Source organism: Clostridium homopropionicum DSM 5847, from assembly GCF_001263795.1.
GTDB classification, from domain to species: Bacteria; Bacillota; Clostridia; order Clostridiales; family Clostridiaceae; genus Clostridium_H; species Clostridium_H homopropionicum.
This window is the reverse complement of sequence record NZ_LHUR01000012.1, coordinates 288,876-310,857: the sequence shown is the minus strand read 5'-3', so window position 1 is coordinate 310,857 and position 21,982 is coordinate 288,876. Positions and strand designations below refer to the sequence as shown.

General features: G+C 32.8%; 16 protein-coding genes and 2 pseudogenes. 16 read left to right on the top strand and 2 right to left on the bottom strand.

The genetic code is table 11. The features are described 5' to 3' along the window. Nucleotides 1-115 precede the first annotated feature (115 nt). From CLHOM_RS04875 to CLHOM_RS04855, 5 genes and pseudogenes are all read left to right on the top strand, one after another. Nucleotides 116-7,429 (top strand): DNRLRE domain-containing protein, encoded by a 7,314-nt coding sequence (locus CLHOM_RS04875; protein WP_052220562.1) that lies wholly within the window; start codon nt 116-118, stop codon nt 7,427-7,429. A gap of 30 nt (nt 7,430-7,459) precedes the next feature. Beyond that, nucleotides 7,460-8,131 (top strand): DUF2625 domain-containing protein, encoded by a 672-nt coding sequence (locus tag CLHOM_RS04870; protein ID WP_052220561.1) that lies wholly within the window; start codon nt 7,460-7,462, stop codon nt 8,129-8,131. 377 nt (nt 8,132-8,508) lie between these two features. Beyond that, nucleotides 8,509-8,969, top strand: a pseudogene (locus CLHOM_RS18915) (RHS repeat-associated core domain-containing protein); the annotation flags it as partial. A 248-nt stretch (nt 8,970-9,217) separates the two neighbouring features. Further along, nucleotides 9,218-9,595 (top strand): hypothetical protein, encoded by a 378-nt coding sequence (locus CLHOM_RS04860; protein WP_052220559.1) that lies wholly within the window; start codon nt 9,218-9,220, stop codon nt 9,593-9,595. A 124-nt stretch (nt 9,596-9,719) separates the two neighbouring features. Beyond that, nucleotides 9,720-10,019 carry an immunity 53 family protein gene (locus CLHOM_RS04855; protein ID WP_052220558.1) on the top strand — a complete coding sequence of 100 codons (300 nt, stop codon included), beginning with the start codon at nt 9,720-9,722 and terminating at the stop codon, nt 10,017-10,019. Nucleotides 10,020-10,222: 203 nt separating this feature from the next. On the opposite strand, the gene CLHOM_RS17815 is transcribed toward CLHOM_RS04855, so the two are convergent. Continuing rightward, nucleotides 10,223-10,324: a L,D-transpeptidase gene (locus CLHOM_RS17815; RefSeq protein ID WP_423230626.1), complete on the bottom strand. Its 102-nt coding sequence runs from the start codon at nt 10,322-10,324 to the stop codon at nt 10,223-10,225. A gap of 112 nt (nt 10,325-10,436) precedes the next feature. Between CLHOM_RS17815 and CLHOM_RS04850 the strand changes: the two genes are divergently transcribed. Then, nucleotides 10,437-10,841 carry a nucleotidyltransferase domain-containing protein gene (locus CLHOM_RS04850; protein WP_052220557.1) on the top strand — a complete coding sequence of 135 codons (405 nt, stop codon included), beginning with the start codon at nt 10,437-10,439 and terminating at the stop codon, nt 10,839-10,841. 1 nt (nt 10,842) lies between these two features. Beyond that, complete coding sequence (locus CLHOM_RS04845; protein WP_052220556.1) at nt 10,843-11,295, top strand: hypothetical protein; 453 nt, start codon at nt 10,843-10,845, stop codon at nt 11,293-11,295. 481 nt (nt 11,296-11,776) lie between these two features. Here CLHOM_RS04845 and CLHOM_RS04835 read toward each other — a convergent pair. Beyond that, nucleotides 11,777-12,028 (bottom strand): annotated as a pseudogene (locus CLHOM_RS04835) (L,D-transpeptidase); the annotation flags it as partial. A gap of 152 nt (nt 12,029-12,180) precedes the next feature. Here CLHOM_RS04835 and CLHOM_RS04830 point away from each other — a divergent pair. From CLHOM_RS04830 to CLHOM_RS04790, 9 genes are all read left to right on the top strand, one after another. After that, entirely contained in the window at nt 12,181-12,561 is a 381-nt protein-coding gene (locus CLHOM_RS04830) for a winged helix-turn-helix transcriptional regulator (protein ID WP_052220555.1), read from the top strand. 113 nt (nt 12,562-12,674) lie between these two features. Further along, entirely contained in the window at nt 12,675-13,061 is a 387-nt protein-coding gene (locus CLHOM_RS04825; protein ID WP_052220554.1) for a pyridoxamine 5'-phosphate oxidase family protein, read from the top strand. Nucleotides 13,062-13,189: 128 nt separating this feature from the next. Further along, nucleotides 13,190-13,606, top strand: a complete 417-nt coding sequence (locus CLHOM_RS04820; protein ID WP_139205615.1) for a GNAT family N-acetyltransferase — start codon at nt 13,190-13,192, stop codon at nt 13,604-13,606. Between the two features lie 321 nt (nt 13,607-13,927). After that, nucleotides 13,928-14,089 carry a hypothetical protein gene (locus CLHOM_RS04815; RefSeq protein WP_341376537.1) on the top strand — a complete coding sequence of 54 codons (162 nt, stop codon included), beginning with the start codon at nt 13,928-13,930 and terminating at the stop codon, nt 14,087-14,089. A 304-nt stretch (nt 14,090-14,393) separates the two neighbouring features. Beyond that, nucleotides 14,394-16,451, top strand: coding sequence for a sigma-54 interaction domain-containing protein (locus CLHOM_RS04810; RefSeq protein ID WP_052220553.1), 2,058 nt, complete (start codon nt 14,394-14,396; stop codon nt 16,449-16,451). A 457-nt stretch (nt 16,452-16,908) separates the two neighbouring features. After that, nucleotides 16,909-17,088, top strand: a complete 180-nt coding sequence (locus CLHOM_RS18460) for a hypothetical protein (protein WP_052220552.1) — start codon at nt 16,909-16,911, stop codon at nt 17,086-17,088. A gap of 555 nt (nt 17,089-17,643) precedes the next feature. Then, a complete protein-coding gene (gene nhaC / locus CLHOM_RS04800) occupies nt 17,644-19,047 on the top strand; it encodes a Na+/H+ antiporter NhaC (protein WP_052220551.1) in 1,404 nt (467 codons plus the stop codon). Between the two features lie 125 nt (nt 19,048-19,172). Continuing rightward, entirely contained in the window at nt 19,173-20,390 is a 1,218-nt protein-coding gene (locus CLHOM_RS04795) for a mandelate racemase/muconate lactonizing enzyme family protein (RefSeq protein WP_074782741.1), read from the top strand. 208 nt (nt 20,391-20,598) lie between these two features. Continuing rightward, nucleotides 20,599-21,786, top strand: a complete 1,188-nt coding sequence (locus tag CLHOM_RS04790) for a MalY/PatB family protein (protein ID WP_052220550.1) — start codon at nt 20,599-20,601, stop codon at nt 21,784-21,786. Nucleotides 21,787-21,982: the final 196 nt, after the last annotated feature.

Here is a 21,982-nt window from a genome sequence, read left to right as displayed (position 1 = left end):
CATGTAATGTAATATAGTAGCTAATACAGCATATATTACTCCTTGAGCCAGAGGAGGTTCTATAATACACTTTAGTTAACAATTTGTTAACATTTAAAGTGAAGGAGGAAATATAGTGAATAGCTACAAGAGATTAATTTCTAGGATCTTAATTGCTTTTTTTATTTTTACTGCTCTGCCAACACAGGTATTTGCAGAGACAATAAATGGTGAGAATAAACAAAACTATGTAGAACCACAATTTAGCGAAACAGAAGCACAAGCTGCAGCAAAAAATCCACCAAAAATACTCAAAGAGGTGAAAGAAAAAAGAGAAGAGAACATAAAACACTTTTTACTCGAGGATAATACATATGAAGCAGTAATATATAACGATCCAGTTCACTACAAGGAAAATGGTGAATGGAAGGACATAGACAATACTCTAGTAGAAGCTACAGATGAATCAGGTAATAGCGTGCTGGAAAACAAAGACAATGATTTTAAGGTTAAAATATCTAAAAAATCTAATTCGGAAAATTTAATAAGCATTAATAAAGATAAGTATGAAATATCTTGGAAAATGAGCAAAAGTACAGATGGATCTAGTGATGGGGAGACTGAAGCCCCTATTGCAGAAGTTGAAGCGAAGGTAGTGTCTTCAAATATTCAAGAGAATGTTCTAGACTTAGCGAAGGATGGAAATAGTGATGATGACAAAAAGGTATTAAAAAATATTAATTCAAAGGTAAAGTATGAAAATATAGAAGATAAAGTAAATCTAGAATACAGTATTATATCAAAAAAAGTTAAGGAATCAATAGTACTAAATGAAAAAGTGGATAACCCTAATTTTCAATTTACCTTAAAAACTAAGAATTTAACTGCAAAACTAAATGAAGATAAAAGTATCAGTTTTTACGATGATGTTGATAATTCAAAGCTTATATATACTATGGAAGCTCCCTTCATGTATGATACTAAGGGAGAGATAAGTAAGTATATAGAGATCCTATTAGAACAAAAGGACGATAATTATATTTTAAGTTTGTTGCCAAATAAGGAATGGTTAGATAGTAAAGATAGAGTATATCCTGTAATTATTGATCCAACAGTACAAACCCCTCTAAATATTAATAGCATTCATGACAGCTATGTAGCAGAAGGAGTGCCTAACTCAAACTATGGAGGAGTTGAATTCCTACAGGTTGGACAAGGTTCAACAACAAACAGGAATAGAGCATTTATTTCATTTGATTTACCTACAATACAATCTACAAGCATAGTTACTGGAGCTTACCTATTTTTATATTTAAATCAAGCAAATGCAACACCGACGCAAATAGACGTTCATAAAGTGCAAGGATCTTGGAATTCAAGTACTATAACTTGGAACAATCAGCCAGCTTATAATCCTAAGATAGAGGACTATGAAATAGTAAGCGGGAATCAATATGCTGAATTTGCATGGGATATAACCTCCATTGCTAAAGAGTGGACATCTACTGGAACTAATAACGGGTTGATGATTAAAAATCACAATGAAGCTAGTGGATACAATCAATTTATTTCTTCTGATTCCGAATCAGCACTTGTAGAACTAAGACCACGAGGATTAATTTATTACACGGATAGTACAGGCCTTGAAAATTACTGGACATATCATTCTCAGGATATAGGAAGAGCTGGTACAGGCTATGTCAATGATTATAATGGTAACTTAGTACTTGTGCACAATGATTTATCAATGAATGGAAACAAAATGCCTATATCCTTAAGTCATGTATTTAACAGCAATGAGAGAAATGTAAGTAATGGATATGGTAACGGATGGAGATTAAATCTAAGTCAAAAATTAGTTTTTGATGCTGTAACACAAAATTATGTATATACAGATGAGGATGGAACGAAGCATTACTTAGTATATGATTCCACTGAAAGTGTGTATAAAGATGAGAGTGGAATAGATATTACTATGACTATAAATCCATCTAGTACTAATGAAAGATATAAAATAAAAGATAAGAAGGATAATGCACTTTTATTTACCTCTGGTGGATATCTCTATAAAATACAAGATAGTAATGGAAATACTCTAACCTTAAGCTACGATGGGGTAGTATTAAAATCTATAACTGATGGAGCAGGTAGAGTTACTAAACTTGATGTTAGTGAAAGTGGATACCTTTTAGGTATAATTGATCCAAGTAACAGAAGGACAAGTTTTTCTTATGATGGAATAAATTTATCAAGAATAACTTACCCAGATGGAAACTATAGTACTTATACTTATAACGCAAACAACAACTTAGAGTATGTTACAAATTTTGATGGTTATAAAATAGGATATATATATTATGATGTACTTCCTTACCGTGTAAAACAAATAATAGAGACTAATGAGGATGGTACACCAGGACAAGGGATAAACGTTAATTATGGATATAATAGTACTACCTATAATGATTATAGGGGAAAGAAAAATATATACCAGTTCAATAATTACGGAAACACCGTATCTACAAGAGATGATGAAGGGAATGCCCTTTATTATGACTATAATACAAAGAGCGATACTGGAAAAGAATTATACAATAAGTTATCTTTCGAATCAAAGCTTCAAAAGCCTATAATGAATTACTTAAAAAATCATAATGCAGAAATAGTAGGCAATTGGACCGCAGTTAATGATGGAAATACCAATGGCTCATCAACCTATGATACTACGATTAAGTATTTAGGAGCACAAGCCTTAAAAACTGAAAAACTAGATACTTTAAATAGACGTTTTCATAAGCAGCAGGTAACCTTGACAAAGGGAAACACGTACACCCTATCAGCTTATATAAAAACAGAGAATGTATCCAAGGATAACAAAAAAGGTGCAGCAGTATTTATAAGTTATCAAGATTCTAGTGGAAATACTCAAACGGTATATTCTGATTATGTTTCTGGAACCAATGAATGGGAAAGAGAAGAAGTAACCTTTACTCTTCCAAGTAATGCTGCGTCAGATGTAGTTGAAGCAAATGTAGGTATTGCAAATGAAAGTGGAGCAGCATACTTTGATGCCATTCAATTAGAAGATGGAGCTTTAGCTAATAGATACAATATGTTAGAAAATCCTAATTTTATTTATGGTTTAGCTACGCCAGATTTCTGGAGTAAAAATTCTTATACTGATGGTAATGACACTTTAGTAACTTCTTCAGATTCTTCATATCCTATAAAATTAGACACTACTAAAAAGGTATTTAGAATTAATGGAAGTGCATCATTAAATAAAACCATATATCAAAAGATTAATCAGTCAGGTAATGCTGGAGATGTTTATGTAGTATCAGGATGGGCAAAAGGAGACTCAGTGCCATTATCAAGTGGAAGATACTTTGCATTAGATGTGGGAATAGAAAAGTTAGATGGAACCTATGAATGGAAGGTAGTTCCTTTCAATGAAGATTCCACCGAATGGCAGTATGCATCAGCAAAAATAATTACAGGTGCTGCATATAAGAGCTTAACCTTCTATGCTCTTTACTACCAGAATGAAAATACAGCATATTTCGATGGCCTTCAGCTATACAAAGAAGAGTTTAGCCAAAGTTATGTATACGACGATAAAGGTAATATAAAATCCGTACAGGATGTAAGAGCAGAGGAATCTCAGTTTGAATATCAAAATAATGATGTTGTTAAAGCTACAAATGTAAATGGCGGAATATACAATTATACCCATGATGCTAAGCACAATATACAGACAGCTATTTCTGCTGAAAACGTAAAATACACCTTTGAATATGATGCTAGTGGAAACATTACAACATCAAAGGTAGGAGAAACAAGTGAACTTACGGTACAATCTGCAGCAGCATATACTACCGACGGAAATTATTTAAATTCCATAGAAGATTCCTCAGGAAATAAAGTAACTTATAATTATAATACGACTAAAGGGAATTTAGATAGAACGACAGATGCAAAAGGAAATTCAATATTTTATTCCTATGATTCCATAGATAGATTAAAGCAAGTAGAAACTTTAGCTTCTAACGGAAACCTTGAAGTATTTCCTCTTGAAGGAAGTACAACAGGAACGAAGGGTACAAGTCCTTCAGCAAATAATGCTTTGTTTGATAATGATGAGAACGGAAAACTTGTACTTAAAGCATTAGATAACTATAAGCTTGCATACACTTTAGGATTAGGTATAAGCTCAGGTACTATGGCGGCATGGGTAAATCCAGGCACTAGTGCAACTACAAGATATATACTTGATTCACAGTTTGGCGGCAATAGCTCTATGTTAACCCTATATTTAGACACAAGTAACAAGCTGAACCTAGCAGTAAGAAATAGTGATGGAACCTGGAGAACCGTCATAACCTCTACAGATACTGTAACTGCAAATACTTGGAATTATATAGCCTTTAACTGGAGCAAAAATGAAAGCAGTATATTAACCTTTAATTTGTATCTAAATGATAAAGTGTATAGTGTAGCTGATATAAATGCAGCAACTATAAAAGATTTTACAGGAGCAACTACCTCATTAGGTATGCATGATTCAGGATTATATTCAATAAATGGATTGATGGACCAATTTATATACTCCGGAGAAGCACTATCACAAACTGATATAAATTCTATACGAGATATTGGAAGAGGAAACTATCTTGGATTAAATAGTATAAAAAACAGCTATACCTACGAAAATGATAAAATAAAGTCAGTAAGTCATAATGGCTTTAGCTATACTTTCAATTATGACGGAGCAGGTAATAATAGTGAAGTTAACGTAGGAAGTCAGAACTTAATCACTAATGTCTTTCATTCTAGAACAGGACTTCTCCAAAGTTCTACCTACGGTAATGGAACCTCCATATCTTACAACTATGATAGTGAAGATAGAATAAGTTCTAAACTAATTAATGGAGCAGAAAAATATAAATATTCCTATGATGCCAGTGGAAATCTAGGAATTCTTGAAGATTTAATTAATAATAAAACATATAGATACATCTATGATGCATCAGACAGGCTAACGAAGTTAAAAGATTCTGATGGAAATATAATGACTTATAACTATGACAAAGGAGGAAATATAAGCACTTTCCAAGAAAAAGTAAATGGAATTGGATATATAACTTCTTACGATTATGATAAAGATAATAGGGTAACAGATATATACTACAAAAATCCATTATTGAATAGTGAAGGAACAGAATATTTCCCACTAAATAATTCAACCACAGGATCAAGAGGAACAAAACCTTACAGCATTGCTGGGGAAAGTTATGAAAAAGACATTGCAGTAACTGATAGCACAGTAAAACAGAAGAGGGTGCTTACCACTAGCTCAAGTACAAAAATTCTATATGACTTAGGCTTAAAGCAAAGTCAAGGAACTATGGGAGTATGGCTTAACACTAAGGGTGGAGCAACAAATAGATATATTTTAGCATCAGAAGGAAATGGATCCTTATTAACTACTTATCTGGACAGCAACAGTAAGCTTAATCTAGCAGTTAGAAATGCTAGTGGCAGCTGGTTAACTCTAATAACCTCTACAGATATAATTACTCTAAATACATGGAATTATGCAGCCTTTACTTGGAGTGTATCAGGAGCAACCTTAAATGTAAAACTATATCTAAATGATAAAGTTTACTCAGGAAGCACTACAAGCTTTAAAGACTTTACTGGAGCAAAAACAGCTGTAGGAAGTACAGTAGCTGGAAGTAACCAACTGAATGGACAGCTGGAGGGTTTAACATATTATAATACAGAGCTAAGTAGTGAAGAAATAAATGAAGCTTACAGTGCTGGAAGAGGAAATAAAGTAAATTATAAATATGATGCCATAGGAAGAGTAACAGATAGAACTCTAAGTACAGGTGTAATAGATTTTATAACAAAATACAGCTTTGAAACTGGAAAGACCGTAGGTTCTGTGGTAAATACAACTACAAAAGTTAAAGAAATAGATAACAATGGAAACAAGATAGCCTACACTTATGACCCAAATGGTAATATAGCAACTATAACTGAAAATGGAAAAGTAATAAATTATACTTACGATCAACTAAATCAGCTTACAAGAGAAGACAACCAAGTATTAAATAAGACCATAACTTACTCATATGATGCTGGAGGAAATATTCTAAGTAAAACAGAATATCCTTATACAACAGGAACACCTGGAACACCATTAAAAACATATAACTATGAATACACTGATATTAACTGGAAAGACAAGTTAACATCATTTGATGGAAAGCCTATAACTTATGATGCCATAGGAAACCCACTAACTTATGATGGATATACATTTACTTGGGAGCAGGGAAGACAGCTTCAAAGTTTAAATGGTAATGGTAAAAATATAAGCTATAAATACAATGCAGATGGCATAAGAACAGAAAAGACAGTAAATGGAGTAACAACAAAATATCATCTTGCAGGAGATAAAGTAACCTATGAGGATAATGGTGTAGACAAGATTTACTACACATATGATTCAGATGAGAATTTAGTAAGTATGAATCTAAATGGAGTAGAATACTACTACATTAGAAATGCTCAAGGTGATATAATAGGATTATTTGATAAGAATGGTTCTGCAGTTGCATCTTATACTTATGATTCTTGGGGAAAACTTATATCCATAAAAGATGGTAGTGGAACTGACATAACAAATAATACATCAAGTGTAGGATATAAGAATCCTTACAGATATAGAGGATATAGGTATGATACCGAGACGGGGTTGTACTATCTACAAAGCAGGTACTACAATCCTGAGTGGGGTAGATTCCTTAATGTTGATGAATATGTAGGCAAGGTTGGAACCTTACTATCAGCTAACATGTTTGCTTATTGCTTAAATAATCCAGTGAATTTGTATGACCCAAGTGGAAGTTGGTTTGCTTTAACATTTCCTTCATTAGGTCAGGTAGCAACAGGAATATTAGGCACTATAACAGCAGTTGTTTCATCGCCAATAGCCATAGGAGTTGCACTTGTAGCTTCAACAGGATTCTTAACATATGCGGGATATAGGTATTACCAGTCAACAGTTGCGGCTGATAGTTCAGGAGAAGTCGAATCTAGTTCTGATGATGATGTTGATGTAGAAATTGTAATACCTAGAAGTAAGTACCCAGAGACTGCACAACACGTAGAAGATGCTATAAAAAGTGGTCATCCAGACAAGTTGACAGTTGACAGAAGTAAGGCGAAGGCAAATAGAAAAGAGTCATTGAAAGATATACCCAAGGTAAAAGCTAAAGACTTAGATGAATATCCTCCTGCTATGTTTAGAGAAGGTGGAGCTGGGGCAAGTGTGCGACCAGTTGTTCCTTCGGATAATAGAGGGTCAGGTTCATGGATGGGACACAAACTGAGGGCTTTTCCTGACGGGACAAGGGTAAGGATAAGAGTTGGAGATTAGTTTTTATACAGTAAGAGGAGAGTGAAATACATGAAGCAATTAAATGAATTGATCAATAATGAGAAATCAGCTTGGAAACTAGTTGATAAATGGCTAAAGGAAGCTATAAATCAAGTAGAAATTCTACCATCATCTAGTGAGGATTCTGAAAGAGTGTTGTATGATTTACAAGTTACCACAAAATCAACTTTAGGTGCGATAGCATATCATTGTGGGGGAATAATAATACAAAATGGTTGGATAAGAATACTAGGCTGTGGTTCCAAGAAGCTAAAAAGAGATGTTTCAGTATGGAATAAGCTAAATATTGAGAACGAAAATCCAAGATTAGATGGGGCGCTTTTAGTTGCAGATGATGTTTTAGGTGGATTTTTTGCAATAAATGGTGGACTGCTTGGTGTTACTGTTGGCAATGTATGCTATCTAGCTCCAGATACATTAGAATGGGAGGATTTAGAATTAAAATTTTCAGACTTTGTCCACTGGACTTTTGTTGGTAATATAAATAAATTTTATGATTCTTTCAGATGGCAAGGATGGCAGGATGAAGTTCGAAAGATATCAGGCGACGAAGGGATTTCTATTTATCCTTTCTTATGGGCAGAAGGCGAGGAGATTGAGAAACGTTCTAGAAGAGCAGTACCAATTGAGGAACTATGGGGTTTAACAATTGAAAATAGAAAAAAATTAGGTATTGGTTAATAGATAACCTACAAATGTGATTTTGACAATTCGCTGCATAAGTAAATTAAAACTAGCTACATTTATAATGCTCTATAATAAGAGTAGCACCATTTGTTGGTATCTATACGGCTTATATCAATTTAGATGTAGATATTCACCTCATAATTAGAATTCTGCAGTGAGAGGTAACTGGCAAATAAAAATAGTGCACCGAAAACTTTGATTGAGCACCAAAAAGGAGCTACTAGGACACTAGCCTAGGAAATCATAAGTCAAACAGCTAAGACTCCATACAATGGCTGATTGAAGCTAACAACAAAACGTCAACAGGTTCTGATACCAGTTGACGTTTTGCAGGAGACAAAGTTACTTTTGAAGAGAATGGTGCTGATAAGATATATTATACTTATGATGCTGAATGTAATCTTGTAAGTATGAACCTAAACGGAACTGATAAGCAGAGAACCTAAATCTCTGATTTAGTGTGAATCGCTTAGTTCTATAGCTTTGCTATAGAACTTCCTTAAAATACAGAAATGCTCAAGGTGATATAATAGGATTGTACGATAAAGATGGTGTGCAAGTTGTAAGCTATTTTTATGACAGCTGGGGTAAATTAATATCTATAGATGGCACGATGAAAGATAGTGTGGGAATCAAGAACCCTTATAGATATAGAGGATATAGGTATGATACTGAGACAGGATTGTACTATTTGCAGAGTAGGTATTATAATCCAGAGTGGGGTAGGTTTATTAATGCTGATGGTATTATTGGTGAAACAGGAGAATTACTTGGACATAATCTTTTTGTTTATTGTAAAAATAATCCGATTAATGGGCGAGATACATTTGGTTTGAAGACTGCATTTGCAGATGAAGAGACTCAAAGACAGTATGACCAGTGGCTAAGAACACAAGCATCCACTGTAGTACCGAATAAAAATGAAAAAAGTGTTAGATTAAGTAAAAATCAAATAGATAACTTATTAGTTGGGAATATTGGAGGTTTGGGTGATAAGGTATTAGAGAAAGCTGCAAATAAACTACCAAGTCACGTACCTTACTATGCAAATAGGGCATATGCGAAAGTAGGTAGAAGTGAATGAAAGATTCAAAAAACTTATTGGGATTAGCAGCAGCAATTATTGCAGTAGTTGTAGTAAGGTATACTATACAGAAAATTGGAATTGAAAATATTCCAATAAAAATACAAGCTGGTATTCTTGTATTATCACCTATACTAATGTTTATAGCTATATATAAATTTTCAATTGGCTCAAGTATATCAAAGCATTTAATAGCTGGAGGTATAATATTTACAGTTGCAGTGATGGTTATTGCTTTACTGATGATTATAAAAGAAAGATATTCTCAGTATTTTGATCTAGTAAGAATACCAATGGCATTACTCTTTATTATCCTACTTTTAAGTATGCTAATAGTTCTAGTTTTAGGACTAGTAAAACATCAAAACAAATGAAATGAGAACCGCACTTTAACAAGGTAACAAAAGAAAGATTGCTTCCTCATGTACATGATAAAATTGTACATGGTGATGTAAGAGCACCTATACCTTGGGAAGTGCCAATAAAGAGGTGATATTATTGAATGTACTAAAATGGATACAAAATTGGTATTTAGAAAATTGTGATGGAGACTGGGAGCATTGTCATGGAATTAATATATCAACACTAGATAATCCTGGGTGGATGGTAGATATAGACTTAACAGATACTATTCTAGAAGATAAAGAATTTGGGATAGTAGATATTCAACGAAGTGAATCTAACTGGATATATTGTAACGTTAGTGATAATATATTTCACGGGAATGGTGGTCCAAACAACTTAGAGGAAATGCTTAGTATTTTCCAAAACTGGGTTACTGGAGCATGCAGGCAATAATTAACGTTTTTAGGATTAATTGTAAAAACGTAATTGAAACTCGATTCATAAAAAAATATGTCAAAGTATTTCTCACAATTACAATAATTGTAAGAGAGTAAGAAAATATTTTGACTGCATAATAATTCTGCAGTAAGTGGTAACTTAAGTTAACAGTAAAACGTCAACAGGTTTTGATACCCGTTGATGTCTTTTTTAATTAGTTAAATAATCTTTACAGGCGTTCCGATGGGTACCAAATTAAACACTTCAATAACATTTGCATTGTGCAATCTAATACATCCATTTGATACAGCCTTTCCAATATAAAGGCAAATATTTATTAGATGAAATCTATTTCTGCCTAAAGAAGAGAATTTTTTTTAGTTGTGATATAATAATAACATATTTATAATTTCAAGGGGAGAAAATAGAGAAATGGTTAAGTTAAGTAATCTAAAATTACCTAAAATCGATAATTTAATATCTGCAGCCATATTTGGTAGCTATGGTACAGAATTTTGGGTTTGTGGCAGAAGTGATATAGATATCTTATTATTGTTGCAATATAGAATTGATGCTTCAACTGAATTTAAAATAGAGGATACTCTCATTCCATTGTTCGAAGAGTATTTTAACTATAAAAACATTCACTTAACCTTTATTTACATGAATGAATTTGCAAGTCCCTTTGCCAGACATTACATAAAAAGCAATGATAAATTAATAATAGATCCATTAAAGGAAATTGATTTTAGATTATATGTAAATAAATATATTAGAGAGAATGAATGGTTACAAAACAGAATAGATGAAGATATGAAGCTTTTAAGGGGGAATTGAGATGTCACCGTATTATAAATATAAAAAAGAAAAATTAGCTCTTAAATTTAATACTGCTAAGGATGTATTAACATTAATGCAAGATGCCATGAAGGAGTATTCTAATACTAAATCAATTCATCTTAGAAGAGCAATATTAGGGTATTTTCAAGATTTCTGTGAATATATAATTGATATGTGTGAAACATATCTTGTAATGACAGATAATTATATAGATGGATGCTCAGCTGTAGATTTAGTAAATCGTGCTCGTATTTATGGATTTATAGATGATACCTTATGTGAGTTTATAACTAACTTTGTTAGATTAAGGAATAGGTATACGCATGATTATTATAAAAGAGGGAATGTGGAAGAAGACATACTCAAGTGTTGCTATTCTGATATGATGTATATTCAAATATTTTTAGAAATCTCTGATCAAGAGGTTCATCTTAATTTTAATAATAAATGATATATTGAAGTTCATATTATTTAAACACCTTAATACTATAAATTCTCTCCTTTAACCAAAGCTTTATATTAACTGTATTGTTTAGTGCAAGTATTTCCTCAATTTTTGAAGGATCTTTTTAGGTTTGAATATGATAGTATATTATAAAATTGATAGTATTTGAATCTATTCCTTGTAGAAAAATAAGTGTTAAAACTAAAAAATTTGGTATAAATATAATTATCAATATTAGTAAATGAAGGAGTGATTGTATGAGTCCTTTAGCTAAAGAAGTAATTGAAAAACTAAGTAAAGAGAATGATGCACAAGTTTTAGCAGAAGTATTAGATTTTTATGAATATCTAAAACAAAAGAAGTAAAAGGAATGGAGTAGCATTAAAGAAGACGAACCAGATGATGAAGAGATAGAAATATTGAAAAAATATAAAAACTCTCAAGAAGATTTAGTTCATTTTACTATGAACGTTTCTATTTAATTTAACTAAACAATCTTCACAGGAGTCTCAATTGAAACTAAATTGAACACTTCAATAACGTTAGGGTTGTGCAATCTAATACACCCATTGAATACAGCTTTTCCAATAGAAGAAGGGTTATTTGTTCCGTGAATTCCATAACCTTTCTTAGAAAGACCTAGCCACCTTGCTCCAAATGGTCCACTTGGATTTACTGCTTTGTTAATAATTGTGAAGTTTCCTCTAGGGGTTGGGATAGAGGGTTTACCGAAGGACATAATACATAGGTAAGTCAGTACTTATTAATTTAAATAATGCAATTGATAAAATTATGAAATAATATAATAAAAAATACTTACTTATAAATTTCATAGTTACTTGTGTATACATAGTGTTGCTTTTATAATAGCAATACAGGAGGTTAAGTAAGATGTATAAACCCAAATTGGAAAAGGATATTCGTTGTCCTTTGGAATATGGTTTGAATGTTTTCGGTGGAAAGTGGAAATCACGAATTATCTGTGTTCTGTCAGAAAATCAAGTTCTGCGTTACAGTGTTATTCGCAAGGAAATGTCTAATATCACGGATGCTGTTTTGGCTGCAACATTAAAAGAATTGATTGCAGACGGGATTGTTATCAGGCAGCAATTTGATGAAATCCCACCTAGAGTAGAATATTGTCTTTCGGACAAAGGAATGTCTGTTATACCAATTCTACAAAGTATTTGCAGATGGTCTGGTGCGTATCACAAAGAAGACAATGAACATGTTCTATCGCAGTGTCAGAAGTGTGATTACAATTTATACTAAGAAATTTATTAGTTACTTATAAATTTCTTAATATCTTATTTTTCTATATTGCGTTCTGTATAATGATACTGAGTTAAGCAGCTAAAGCTGTATCTAAAAGGAGGAAAATTTAAATGAACGCTAATGTAGTAAAACTTTTAAAAGAGCAACTTTGGTATTTGGGCACATATTCTGATGAACCTAATGCTGTACCAGTGGCATTTAAGGATGTGACAGATGATGGTAAGCTGGTAGTTGGAGATGTATTTTTAGATACAACCCTTTCTAATATCAAGGCTAATGGTAAGATAGCTGTTTCTGCATGCAACGGAGAAAATATGGAAGGATATCAAATCAAAGGTACGGCTGAATATGTTACAGAAGGTCATGTTGTAGATACTTTTAAGAAATTGGTTTCTGATATGTTTAATGGTGCAGTAACTGCCAAGGGAGCACTTATCATTACTCCAAAACAAGTTATCGTTACAACTCCAGGAGCTGATAACAAGAAGGTATTATAAGCAAAAATATTCTTGGTTTCATGGCATGTCCAAAAGCCCAATACTAAATAAAGGCATTGGGCTTTTTTTCGTACTGCTAGATGTGACGCTGAAAAAATTTATATTTTAAAAGGGAAAGGGGTGTAAAAATGATAGGAATTCAATATAAATCAGAAAAAGTATTTACAAAAGAGGCGGTTCAAGAGTTATTTTTATCCGTTGGCTGGGTATCCGGTCAATATCCGAATAGACTACATAAAGCATTAATGAATTCTGATACAGTAATTACAGCTTGGGATGGAGAAAATCTGGTAGGGCTTGCCAGAGCGCTGGATGACAGCGAATTGGTTGCTTACATTCATTACGTTTTGGTAAATCCGAAGTATCAAGGGAAAGGAATTGCGAAACAAATGATAGAGAAGATAAAAGAAAAATATAAGAATTTTCGCTATATTGAAATTATGCCCGAAGAGCGAAAAAATGTTTCTTTTTATGAAAAGCTAGGATTTCAGGTGATGCCAGAAGGTACTGCAATGCAAATCTGTAATTCTTACAATATATATTAATTTGATTTTAAGCAAAGATTTATTTTTGAGCTTGTTTGGGTGGAGGGTTTACTGAACGACTTGATACCTAGAAAAAGTACGAGGTTTATTATATGAAAAGAATAGAAGCAAGTATAGTTTATTGTAATAAGTTGAAGTAGATATGATAAACAACAAAACCATTTTCTAAAAAATAGATGAAAATATAAAGATATGATACAATAGATTTAGTTAAATATATCTAGGATGGTGATATAGTGGAATGAGGTAAGAAAGATATATCCAAATCAGTTTGTTAAGATACAAGTTTTAGAATATCACATTGAAGAGAATAAGAAGTATATGGATGATATGGCTGTAATTAAAGGTATTAATGATAGTAGAGAAGCTACAAAGGAGCTAGTAAAATCAAAAGATAACACGCTAGTTTACCATACAGGCAATGAAGAAATATTTGTGGAAGTTAAAAATTTAAGGCTAATTTGGAATAATAATTGCAGTTAAAGAGTAATGATAATTTACTGCATGAATAATATCTTCTTCAAGTCTTATTCTTAAGTTCATATGCTGGGAATATATTGTTTTCAAAGTAAACATCAGTTTGAAAGATTTCTTAAATCAAGAGCAAGGTCTGATGGCATAAGAGAAACTTTTAAATTAGAATGTAGAATTTTATAAGTTTATAAGTAACATTTGATGAAGGAAAAACTCCTTCTTTGTTACTGAATAATGGAAATAAGTGCTTATAAAAATGCTTTAAAAATATAGGCTTTAGTGGCTATAGCATTATTATACTAGGGGGTATACGATGAAAACACTGGCAATTATTACATATACTGAAGGGGCGGCAAATAGATATTGTAGTGAATTAGAAGTATTGTTTAAAAATAAACTTTCAATAAAAAAATATTATGTCGTTGATGGTAATTTGTCGGAAGGTGTTCAAGCTGATTTAGTACTTATCTCAACTTATGATGTTTACAAAATTACAAAGAAATATATTCCGGATAATATACAAATAATTAATACTAATTTAACCATTCTCAAAAGCAATTTTCAAAAAATTCTCGATTTACCCGCAGGAAGCAAGGCTTTACTGGTTAACTTCAGCTTGAGTCTGGCTTTGCAGTGTATCGATCAGATTTATCAACTAGGGGCAAAGCATATTGAGTTAATTCCATATTCACCAAATCTTGAAGAAACCAATGGTCTCGAATTGGCGATTACTCCCGACGAAGAAAAGCTTGTGCCTGCTTCAGTTAAGCATATTATTAATATTGGCAATAGGGTAATTGATATCAGCACGATTGTTTATATTCTTATCCATTTCGAATTAGAAGATTTGTTTTATTCGCCAGAAGTCAAAGATTATTATAAAAAGATCATGCCTCTTAATTTTAGCTCTGGTCTTGATATGATACAGTCTTATTTTTGCCTTAACGAATTTATAACTATGAACTATCGGAGCGGTATAATTAGTTTTACACAAAGTGGAATCATAACAAACTATAATCCTATGGCGGAAAAGATATTGGGGTTCAAAGGAGAAAGTATAATTGGGGAAAACGTTTTAAGGCTTTTTCCACAGCCTTCAATTCAAGAGGCAATTAAAAAAATGAGACCGCTGGAGAAAAAGCAAATAAAAATCAAGGGGGATGATATACTTGTTAAAATCACAACGGGTGAAACAAATGTAACAAGTCTTTGTTATATAACATTGGAAAGAGTTCATGAGTCAACAATAAAAACGACAAGTTTCAAAAAAGTATCTATTGCTAGTGGATATGTAGCAAAATATTATTTTAGCGATATAATTACTGAAGATGAACATATGAAAAGGGTCATACAAATTTCTGAAATGAATGCTAAAACGCATTCATCTGTTTTGATTACTGGAGAAAGTGGCACTGGTAAAGAACTTTTTGCTCAGGCTATTCATAATGCATCAAACAGAGAAGGCAATCCTTTTGTAGCAATCAACTGTGCAGCTGTTCCAGAAAGCCTTCTTGAAAGCGAACTTTTTGGTTATGAGGAAGGGGCGTTCACAGGGGCACGACGGGGTGGAAAAAAGGGTCTTTTTGAACTGGCTCATTCTGGTACGTTGTTTTTAGATGAGATTGGTGAAATGCCAATAGGTTTGCAGGCTCGTTTATTAAGAGTTTTACAAGAAAAGGAAATTATTCGTATAGGTGGAGACAGAGTGATTGGTGTGGATGTAAGAATTATTGCTGCAACTAATCGTAGAATTGATTATTTGATAAAAAATAATCAATTTCGACTTGACCTTTATTATCGGTTGAATGTCATTCCGCTAAAAATACCTCCTCTTCGTGATAGAAAAAAAGATATTCCCTTGTTGGTAGATACATTTACGAAGCAGCTTAATGCTAATTTTCAAATAACCGACAGTGCAATGAAACGCCTCAAAAATCATTACTGGGAAGGGAACATCCGGGAACTTCGTAACTATATTGAGTACTTTAGGAATCTTTGTAAACCAGTAATAGATATTGAAGATTTGCCTGTCCTTTCTGAGGTCGAGGTGATTGATACTTTTTTAAATAAAGAAGAGAAAGAGAATATTCTAAAATTTGAACAATATGAAAAAGATAAAATTTCTGATATTATCTTTATTTTGGAAGCATTAAAAAATGCAGAGGACAGCAATAGAAGGCTTGGAAGACGAAGTCTGGCAGAGCTATCACGTATTAAGCGTAAGCATATTTCAGAGGTGGAGATACGTAATCTACTTTTCGATATGGAAGCTTTTCAGATGGTGAAAATATTGAAAGGTCGAGGTGGAACTGTCATCACGGAATTAGGGTTAAAAGCTCTCGAAGCAATAAAATCTAAAGCAAAGGATTAATAAAATAATATAAGAAATACTTGATAGAAACGTTTGTGAAGAAATTTTACATTAACGGTATTTGGGGGATTTTTATAATGCCCCAAATACCGTTTTTTTATTATTTAGGAAATGCTAGGATATATGATATTGACAGAATAATAAAGAAAATACTAGGACATTGTCGTTGAAGGACAGCAATTAATGGATGGAAATCTTTGATTTGAGTATTTACTCATTTTTATATAGTATTATTAATTTTTAATTACCTGCGGAGGTATACAATCTAATGATGCTCGGGCAACTGCAGCAGTAGCAGCTAAATTTGGCATGAAATCCTATTTAGTTTTAAAGAGTGATGATGAGAACGTAAAGGCACAGGGAAGTTATTAGTGAATTAATAACCAAGGGACATAATCCATACATCCTTCCAGAAGGTGCATCTAATGGCATAGGCACCTTTGGTTATATTCAAGGAATGAAGGAAATATTAGAACAGGAAAAGGAATTAGGGATACATTTTGATGCAATTGTTATTGCAGTTGGTTCTGGGGGGACCTATGGGGGCCTATTCCTTATGGGGAATTTAATATTATTTATACATACTGGAGGAATGTTTGGTCTATTTCCAAAGGCAGAATTATTTTTTGACAAGTAAGCAATTTTGTTAAGTAAGTTATCCTATTTAATATTTATATGTTTAAAATCAAATATTTATTTAACTGGCGATTTGCCATTGACATGGAGTGGCTGTTTACATGATTATTACACTAAAAGGCATACGAAAATAATGCCTTTTATTTTTGCATTTTCTTCATCAAAGCTTGTTTTTAAACTTTTAGGATTTTCTAAAGCAAGGTATTAATGAAATATAGGAGATGTTTAATAGAAATGTTTGCGAAATTTTATATCAATGGTATTTTTGGGATTATTATAATCCTAAAAATACCATTGATTTTTTATTGTGTAAAAGATAGTAGTGCATGCGATATTGACGGAATAATAAAGAAATTACTTAGACATTATTGTTGAAAAAAACAATTAGTGAACAAAGATCTTTAATTTGGGCATTCACTCCTTTTCATATATTAATTTTGATATAGTTAAATCAATATTAATTAATAAAATGGCACGATTATTGCTCTATATATAATAGGTGATCACTAATATTTAAATTAATATTTTATTAAAATGAAGTTAGGAGGAATATCATATGGAGAAATCTAATTCACTAAAAGCTTATCTTTTATTAATAGCTGCGGTTTTTGCTATTATTATGGGATTAAAAGTAGTTCATGCCCCAACCCAAATTACTTTGTTAGCAGGAGGAGGGTTTGCCTCTGTAATTGCTATACTTTTTGGTACCAAGTGGAAACAAATAGAGGAAGAAATTTTTGGAAGTATTAATTCGATGATCATTGGAGTAGTAATTTTATTGCTAATTGGTTGTTTAATAGGTTCTTGGATTTTATCGGGAGTTGTTCCGGTACTGATATATTATGGCTTAAAATTAATATCACCTTCTATTTTTTTATTCTTTGCATGTTTAATATGTTCTTTGATGTCGATTTTTACAGGTACATCATGGGGAACGGTGGGTACAATCGGAATTGCTTTGATGGGAGTAGCTGAAGGGTTGGGTATACCTTTACATTATGCTGCTGCAGCAATCATTACCGGGGCTATGTTTGGAGACAAGTTATCTCCTATGTCAGATACTACTATTATGGCTCCTACTTTATCAGGGGTTGATGTAATTGATCATGTAAAACACATGTTATATACGACAATCCCAGGTTATATTATTTCTTTAGTAATGTATATTATTTTGGGTATGGGCTTTGGCACAAGTGGAGTTGTTTCAAGTGAAAAAACTCAACTAATTCTTGATACTTTGCAAAAAAGTTTCAACTTAAATCCAATACTTTTGCTGGTACCAATAATAACATTAATATTAATTATTAAGAAAGTACCAAGTATACCTACATTTGGTATAGGTATATTTCTGGGATGTTTATGTGCTGGTATATTTCAGGGAGCTTCCTTGTCTGATATGGGAAATGTTTTATATAATGGGTTCAAAGGTGGGATTGGTGTACAAATAGTTGATAAAATGCTTACACGTGGCGGAATGGCAAGTATGCTTAGCACTGTTGCATTCTTTATATCTGCGGCAGTATTTGGAGGCCCATTAAAGGCAGCAGGTGTTTTAGAATTCTTGATTGACAAACTTACTACATCAACTAAGAGTTGGAAAACAATTATGGCAGGTGCATATGTGTTAAATATAATTGTTGTTTTAATTTTAGCAAGTTATTATGCTCTCTTTACATTGATGGGCCCAATAATGAGACCGTTAATGGATAAATATGGTATTCCGAGAAAAAATTTGTCTAGAATGTTAGAAGATACTGGAACAGCAACTGCTTGGATAACGCCTTGGAATGTTACTGCAATTTTTGCTGTAACAACTTTAGGAGTTCCGATTTCTCAATATGCATTATATGCTCCATTGACTTATCTTGGAGTGGTATTTGCTCTGATTTATATTTTAACTGGATTCAAACCGGCCTTAGGAAAAATAGAAACACCAAGTACAGACGTGGTAGAGATTTAAACGATTACTATAAATACGTCTGTATACGTAAAGGGAAAAAACTTCTATATGAAGCAAGAATTTTGTTTAGGGTGATTTTTGTAGAAAAGGTTCTATTATATAACATGATATTAGGAGGATAAAAAATGAAAATAAGTAAAGTAGAGGTTATGTTGTTACAATCAAGTAAAAAAATGAAGGAAACTGTACCAGGGTCACCTGCAGATTGGAGCAATATTCCTTGGAGACCAATTGTATGTAGAATTTATACTGACGAAGGAATTTACGGAGATGGTGAAGCAGCAATGGCTTATGCAAATGCAGCGCCGGGAGCCTTTGGTATGTTAAAAGAGTTGTCATCTTTAATCATAGGTGCGGATCCGATGAAAAATGAACCTATTTGGGAAAAAATTTATAAACAGACATTTTGGGGACAAAATGGGGGTGCAGTATTTTTTGCAGCAGTTTCAGCAATTGATATGGCGCTATGGGATATTAAAGGTAAAGCATTAAATGTACCACTGCACGTATTGCTGGGAGGAAAATTTAGAGATAAATTACGTACCTATGCAAGTCAATTACAATTTGGCTGGGGTAATGATTTAAAACCGGCTATTACTACAGAAGATTACGCAAAAAATGCAATTAAGGCAGTAAAAGAAGGTTATGATGCAGTGAAGATTGACTTCTTTACTTTTGATGAAGAAGGTAATACTTTTTCGGAAGAACAAAGAACAGGTCTGTTAAAGCCGTACTATGTTAATTTGGTAGAATCAAGAGTAAAGGCAGTTCGAGAAGCTGTAGGGCCAAATGTAGATATCATCATGGAAAATCATTCGTTCTTAGATGCCCAATCAGCAATACAAATAGGAAAGAGTGTTGAAAAATATAATATATTCTGCTATGAAGAACCTAATACACCTACACCCAAAACAGCAATTCGTATTGCAAATAAATTAAATATTCCAATTGCTTCAGGTGAAAGAATTTATACAAGATGGGAGTATGCCCCATATTTTGAGGATCAAACAATACAAATGATTCAGCCTGATATCGGAACATGTGGTGGTGTTACAGAAATCAAAAAAATATGTGATATGGCACATGTATATGATATTGGAGTTCAAGTTCATACGTGTGCAAGTCCTTTATGCACAGCTGTAGCTTTACAGGTTGAAGCATGTATACCTAACTTTGTCATCCATGAGCATCATGTGTATAATTTACAAGACTTCAACAAAGAACTATGCATTTATGACTATCAGCCTGTAAATGGTGAATTTACAGTTCCGGATTTGCCTGGAATTGGAAATGAGTTATCAGAATATGCACTGAAACACTGTGATAAAGTAGTGGTTGAATAGATTATAAAGTATGCACATTAGGTGTTAAAACATAGAAAGGTAAGCATAAATTTGAATTTATAGTGGGTATGGTATAGATCATTAACCTTTTGTTGAATAAAAAGTAATACAACGAATATTCAACATGGGGTTAAGAACTATGCCATATAAAACTACTAATATTGTAAAACCTTATGACGAAATTTATTAAAAGGAGATATTAATTATTATGAAATACAATTTTAGTTCAGTTACTCCTCGGTACTTCGTTGGATCAAAAAAATGGAATGAAATCCATGAGTTTTTACCGGGATTTGCTGGGGACATTGTTCCTTTCTCTGTTGCAGATATGGAATTTGAAAATGCTCCAGAGATCCGGGAAGGACTGAAGGCATATATTGACAAATATATATTAGGATATGCGGATCCAACAAAAGAATTTAAGGATGCAGTTTGTAGTTGGATGGAACGTCGACATAATTGGCACGTTAAGCCGGAATGGATTCTCAGCAGTACTGGTGTTATTAAAGCTTTTTATACAGCTATCCGTGCATTTACTAAACCGGGTGAAGGCGTTATGCTAATGACACCGATTTATTATCCTATGTATACGGCAATTGAAAAAAATAATCGTAAGTTGGTTAAAACCTCTTTAGTAAATCTAGATGGACGATATGAAGTTGACTGGATGGACTTTGAAGAAAAGGCGAAAGAACCAAATACAAAACTTCTTATTTTATGCAGTCCACATAATCCTTGTGGACGTGTGTGGACACGAGAAGAGTTGCAAAGGATTGGACGAATCTGTATTGATAATGGTGTTATAATTTGTTCAGATGAGATTCATTTTGATATTGTGATGCCAGGATATCAGCATACAGTATTTGCAAGTATCAGTGAGGAGTTTGCACAGCATTCTATTATTTGTACGGCACCAAGCAAAACCTTTAATCTGGCGGGTATGCAGACATCTAACATAATCATTCCTAACAAAGAGCTTCGAGAAGAGTTTCGTAATGTAGAACTGACTGAGTGCATAAATCCTAAATGCAATATTTTAGGTTATGAGGCAAATCGTATTGCGTATGAGGAGTGTGAGAACTGGCTGGAGGAATGTCTGACTGTAATCAATAAAAATCGTCTAATGGTAGAGGCATTCATGGAAAAAGAATTTCCGGCAGTTAAAATAACACCGCTTGAAGGTACTTATTTGCTTTGGATGGACTTTAATGCGTTGGGTATTGATTACAGAGATTTGGCCAAACTTTTGAGAGAAGAGGCACAGTTGTTTTTTGATGACGGATATATATTTGGAGACGAAGGAAAAGGCTTTGAACGTTGGAATCTTGCCTGTCCAACTCGCTATATAGAGGAAGGTCTGGAAAGAATGAAAATAGCTTTAAGTGTAAAAAAATAGATGCTTAGATATATTAAGATGTTCTTGCTAATATCATAAAGGAATTGGCTGCAACATGCTGAATATTGATAAGGTTAATACTGGTATATCTAGCTTGTGTAGCAACAGATAATTTAGCTGGACTTATGATTTTAAATATGTTTAATGTATTTTAATTGAAGGGTTAAGAAAAATATGCAACGCGACTAATGCGAAA

Coding starts and splice junctions, on each gene's coding strand:
- CLHOM_RS04870 (WP_052220561.1), top strand. CDS start 7,460: ATGAAGCAATTAAATGAATTGATCAATAATGAGAAATCAGCTTGGAAA.
- CLHOM_RS04860 (WP_052220559.1), top strand. CDS start 9,218: ATGAAAGATTCAAAAAACTTATTGGGATTAGCAGCAGCAATTATTGCA.
- CLHOM_RS04850 (WP_052220557.1), top strand. CDS start 10,437: ATGGTTAAGTTAAGTAATCTAAAATTACCTAAAATCGATAATTTAATA.
- CLHOM_RS04845 (WP_052220556.1), top strand. CDS start 10,843: ATGTCACCGTATTATAAATATAAAAAAGAAAAATTAGCTCTTAAATTT.
- CLHOM_RS04830 (WP_052220555.1), top strand. CDS start 12,181: ATGTATAAACCCAAATTGGAAAAGGATATTCGTTGTCCTTTGGAATAT.
- CLHOM_RS04825 (WP_052220554.1), top strand. CDS start 12,675: ATGAACGCTAATGTAGTAAAACTTTTAAAAGAGCAACTTTGGTATTTG.
- CLHOM_RS04820 (WP_139205615.1), top strand. CDS start 13,190: ATGATAGGAATTCAATATAAATCAGAAAAAGTATTTACAAAAGAGGCG.
- CLHOM_RS04815 (WP_341376537.1), top strand. CDS start 13,928: ATGGATGATATGGCTGTAATTAAAGGTATTAATGATAGTAGAGAAGCT.
- CLHOM_RS04810 (WP_052220553.1), top strand. CDS start 14,394: ATGAAAACACTGGCAATTATTACATATACTGAAGGGGCGGCAAATAGA.
- CLHOM_RS18460 (WP_052220552.1), top strand. CDS start 16,909: ATGAAGGAAATATTAGAACAGGAAAAGGAATTAGGGATACATTTTGAT.
- nhaC (WP_052220551.1), top strand. CDS start 17,644: ATGGAGAAATCTAATTCACTAAAAGCTTATCTTTTATTAATAGCTGCG.
- CLHOM_RS04795 (WP_074782741.1), top strand. CDS start 19,173: ATGAAAATAAGTAAAGTAGAGGTTATGTTGTTACAATCAAGTAAAAAA.
- CLHOM_RS04790 (WP_052220550.1), top strand. CDS start 20,599: ATGAAATACAATTTTAGTTCAGTTACTCCTCGGTACTTCGTTGGATCA.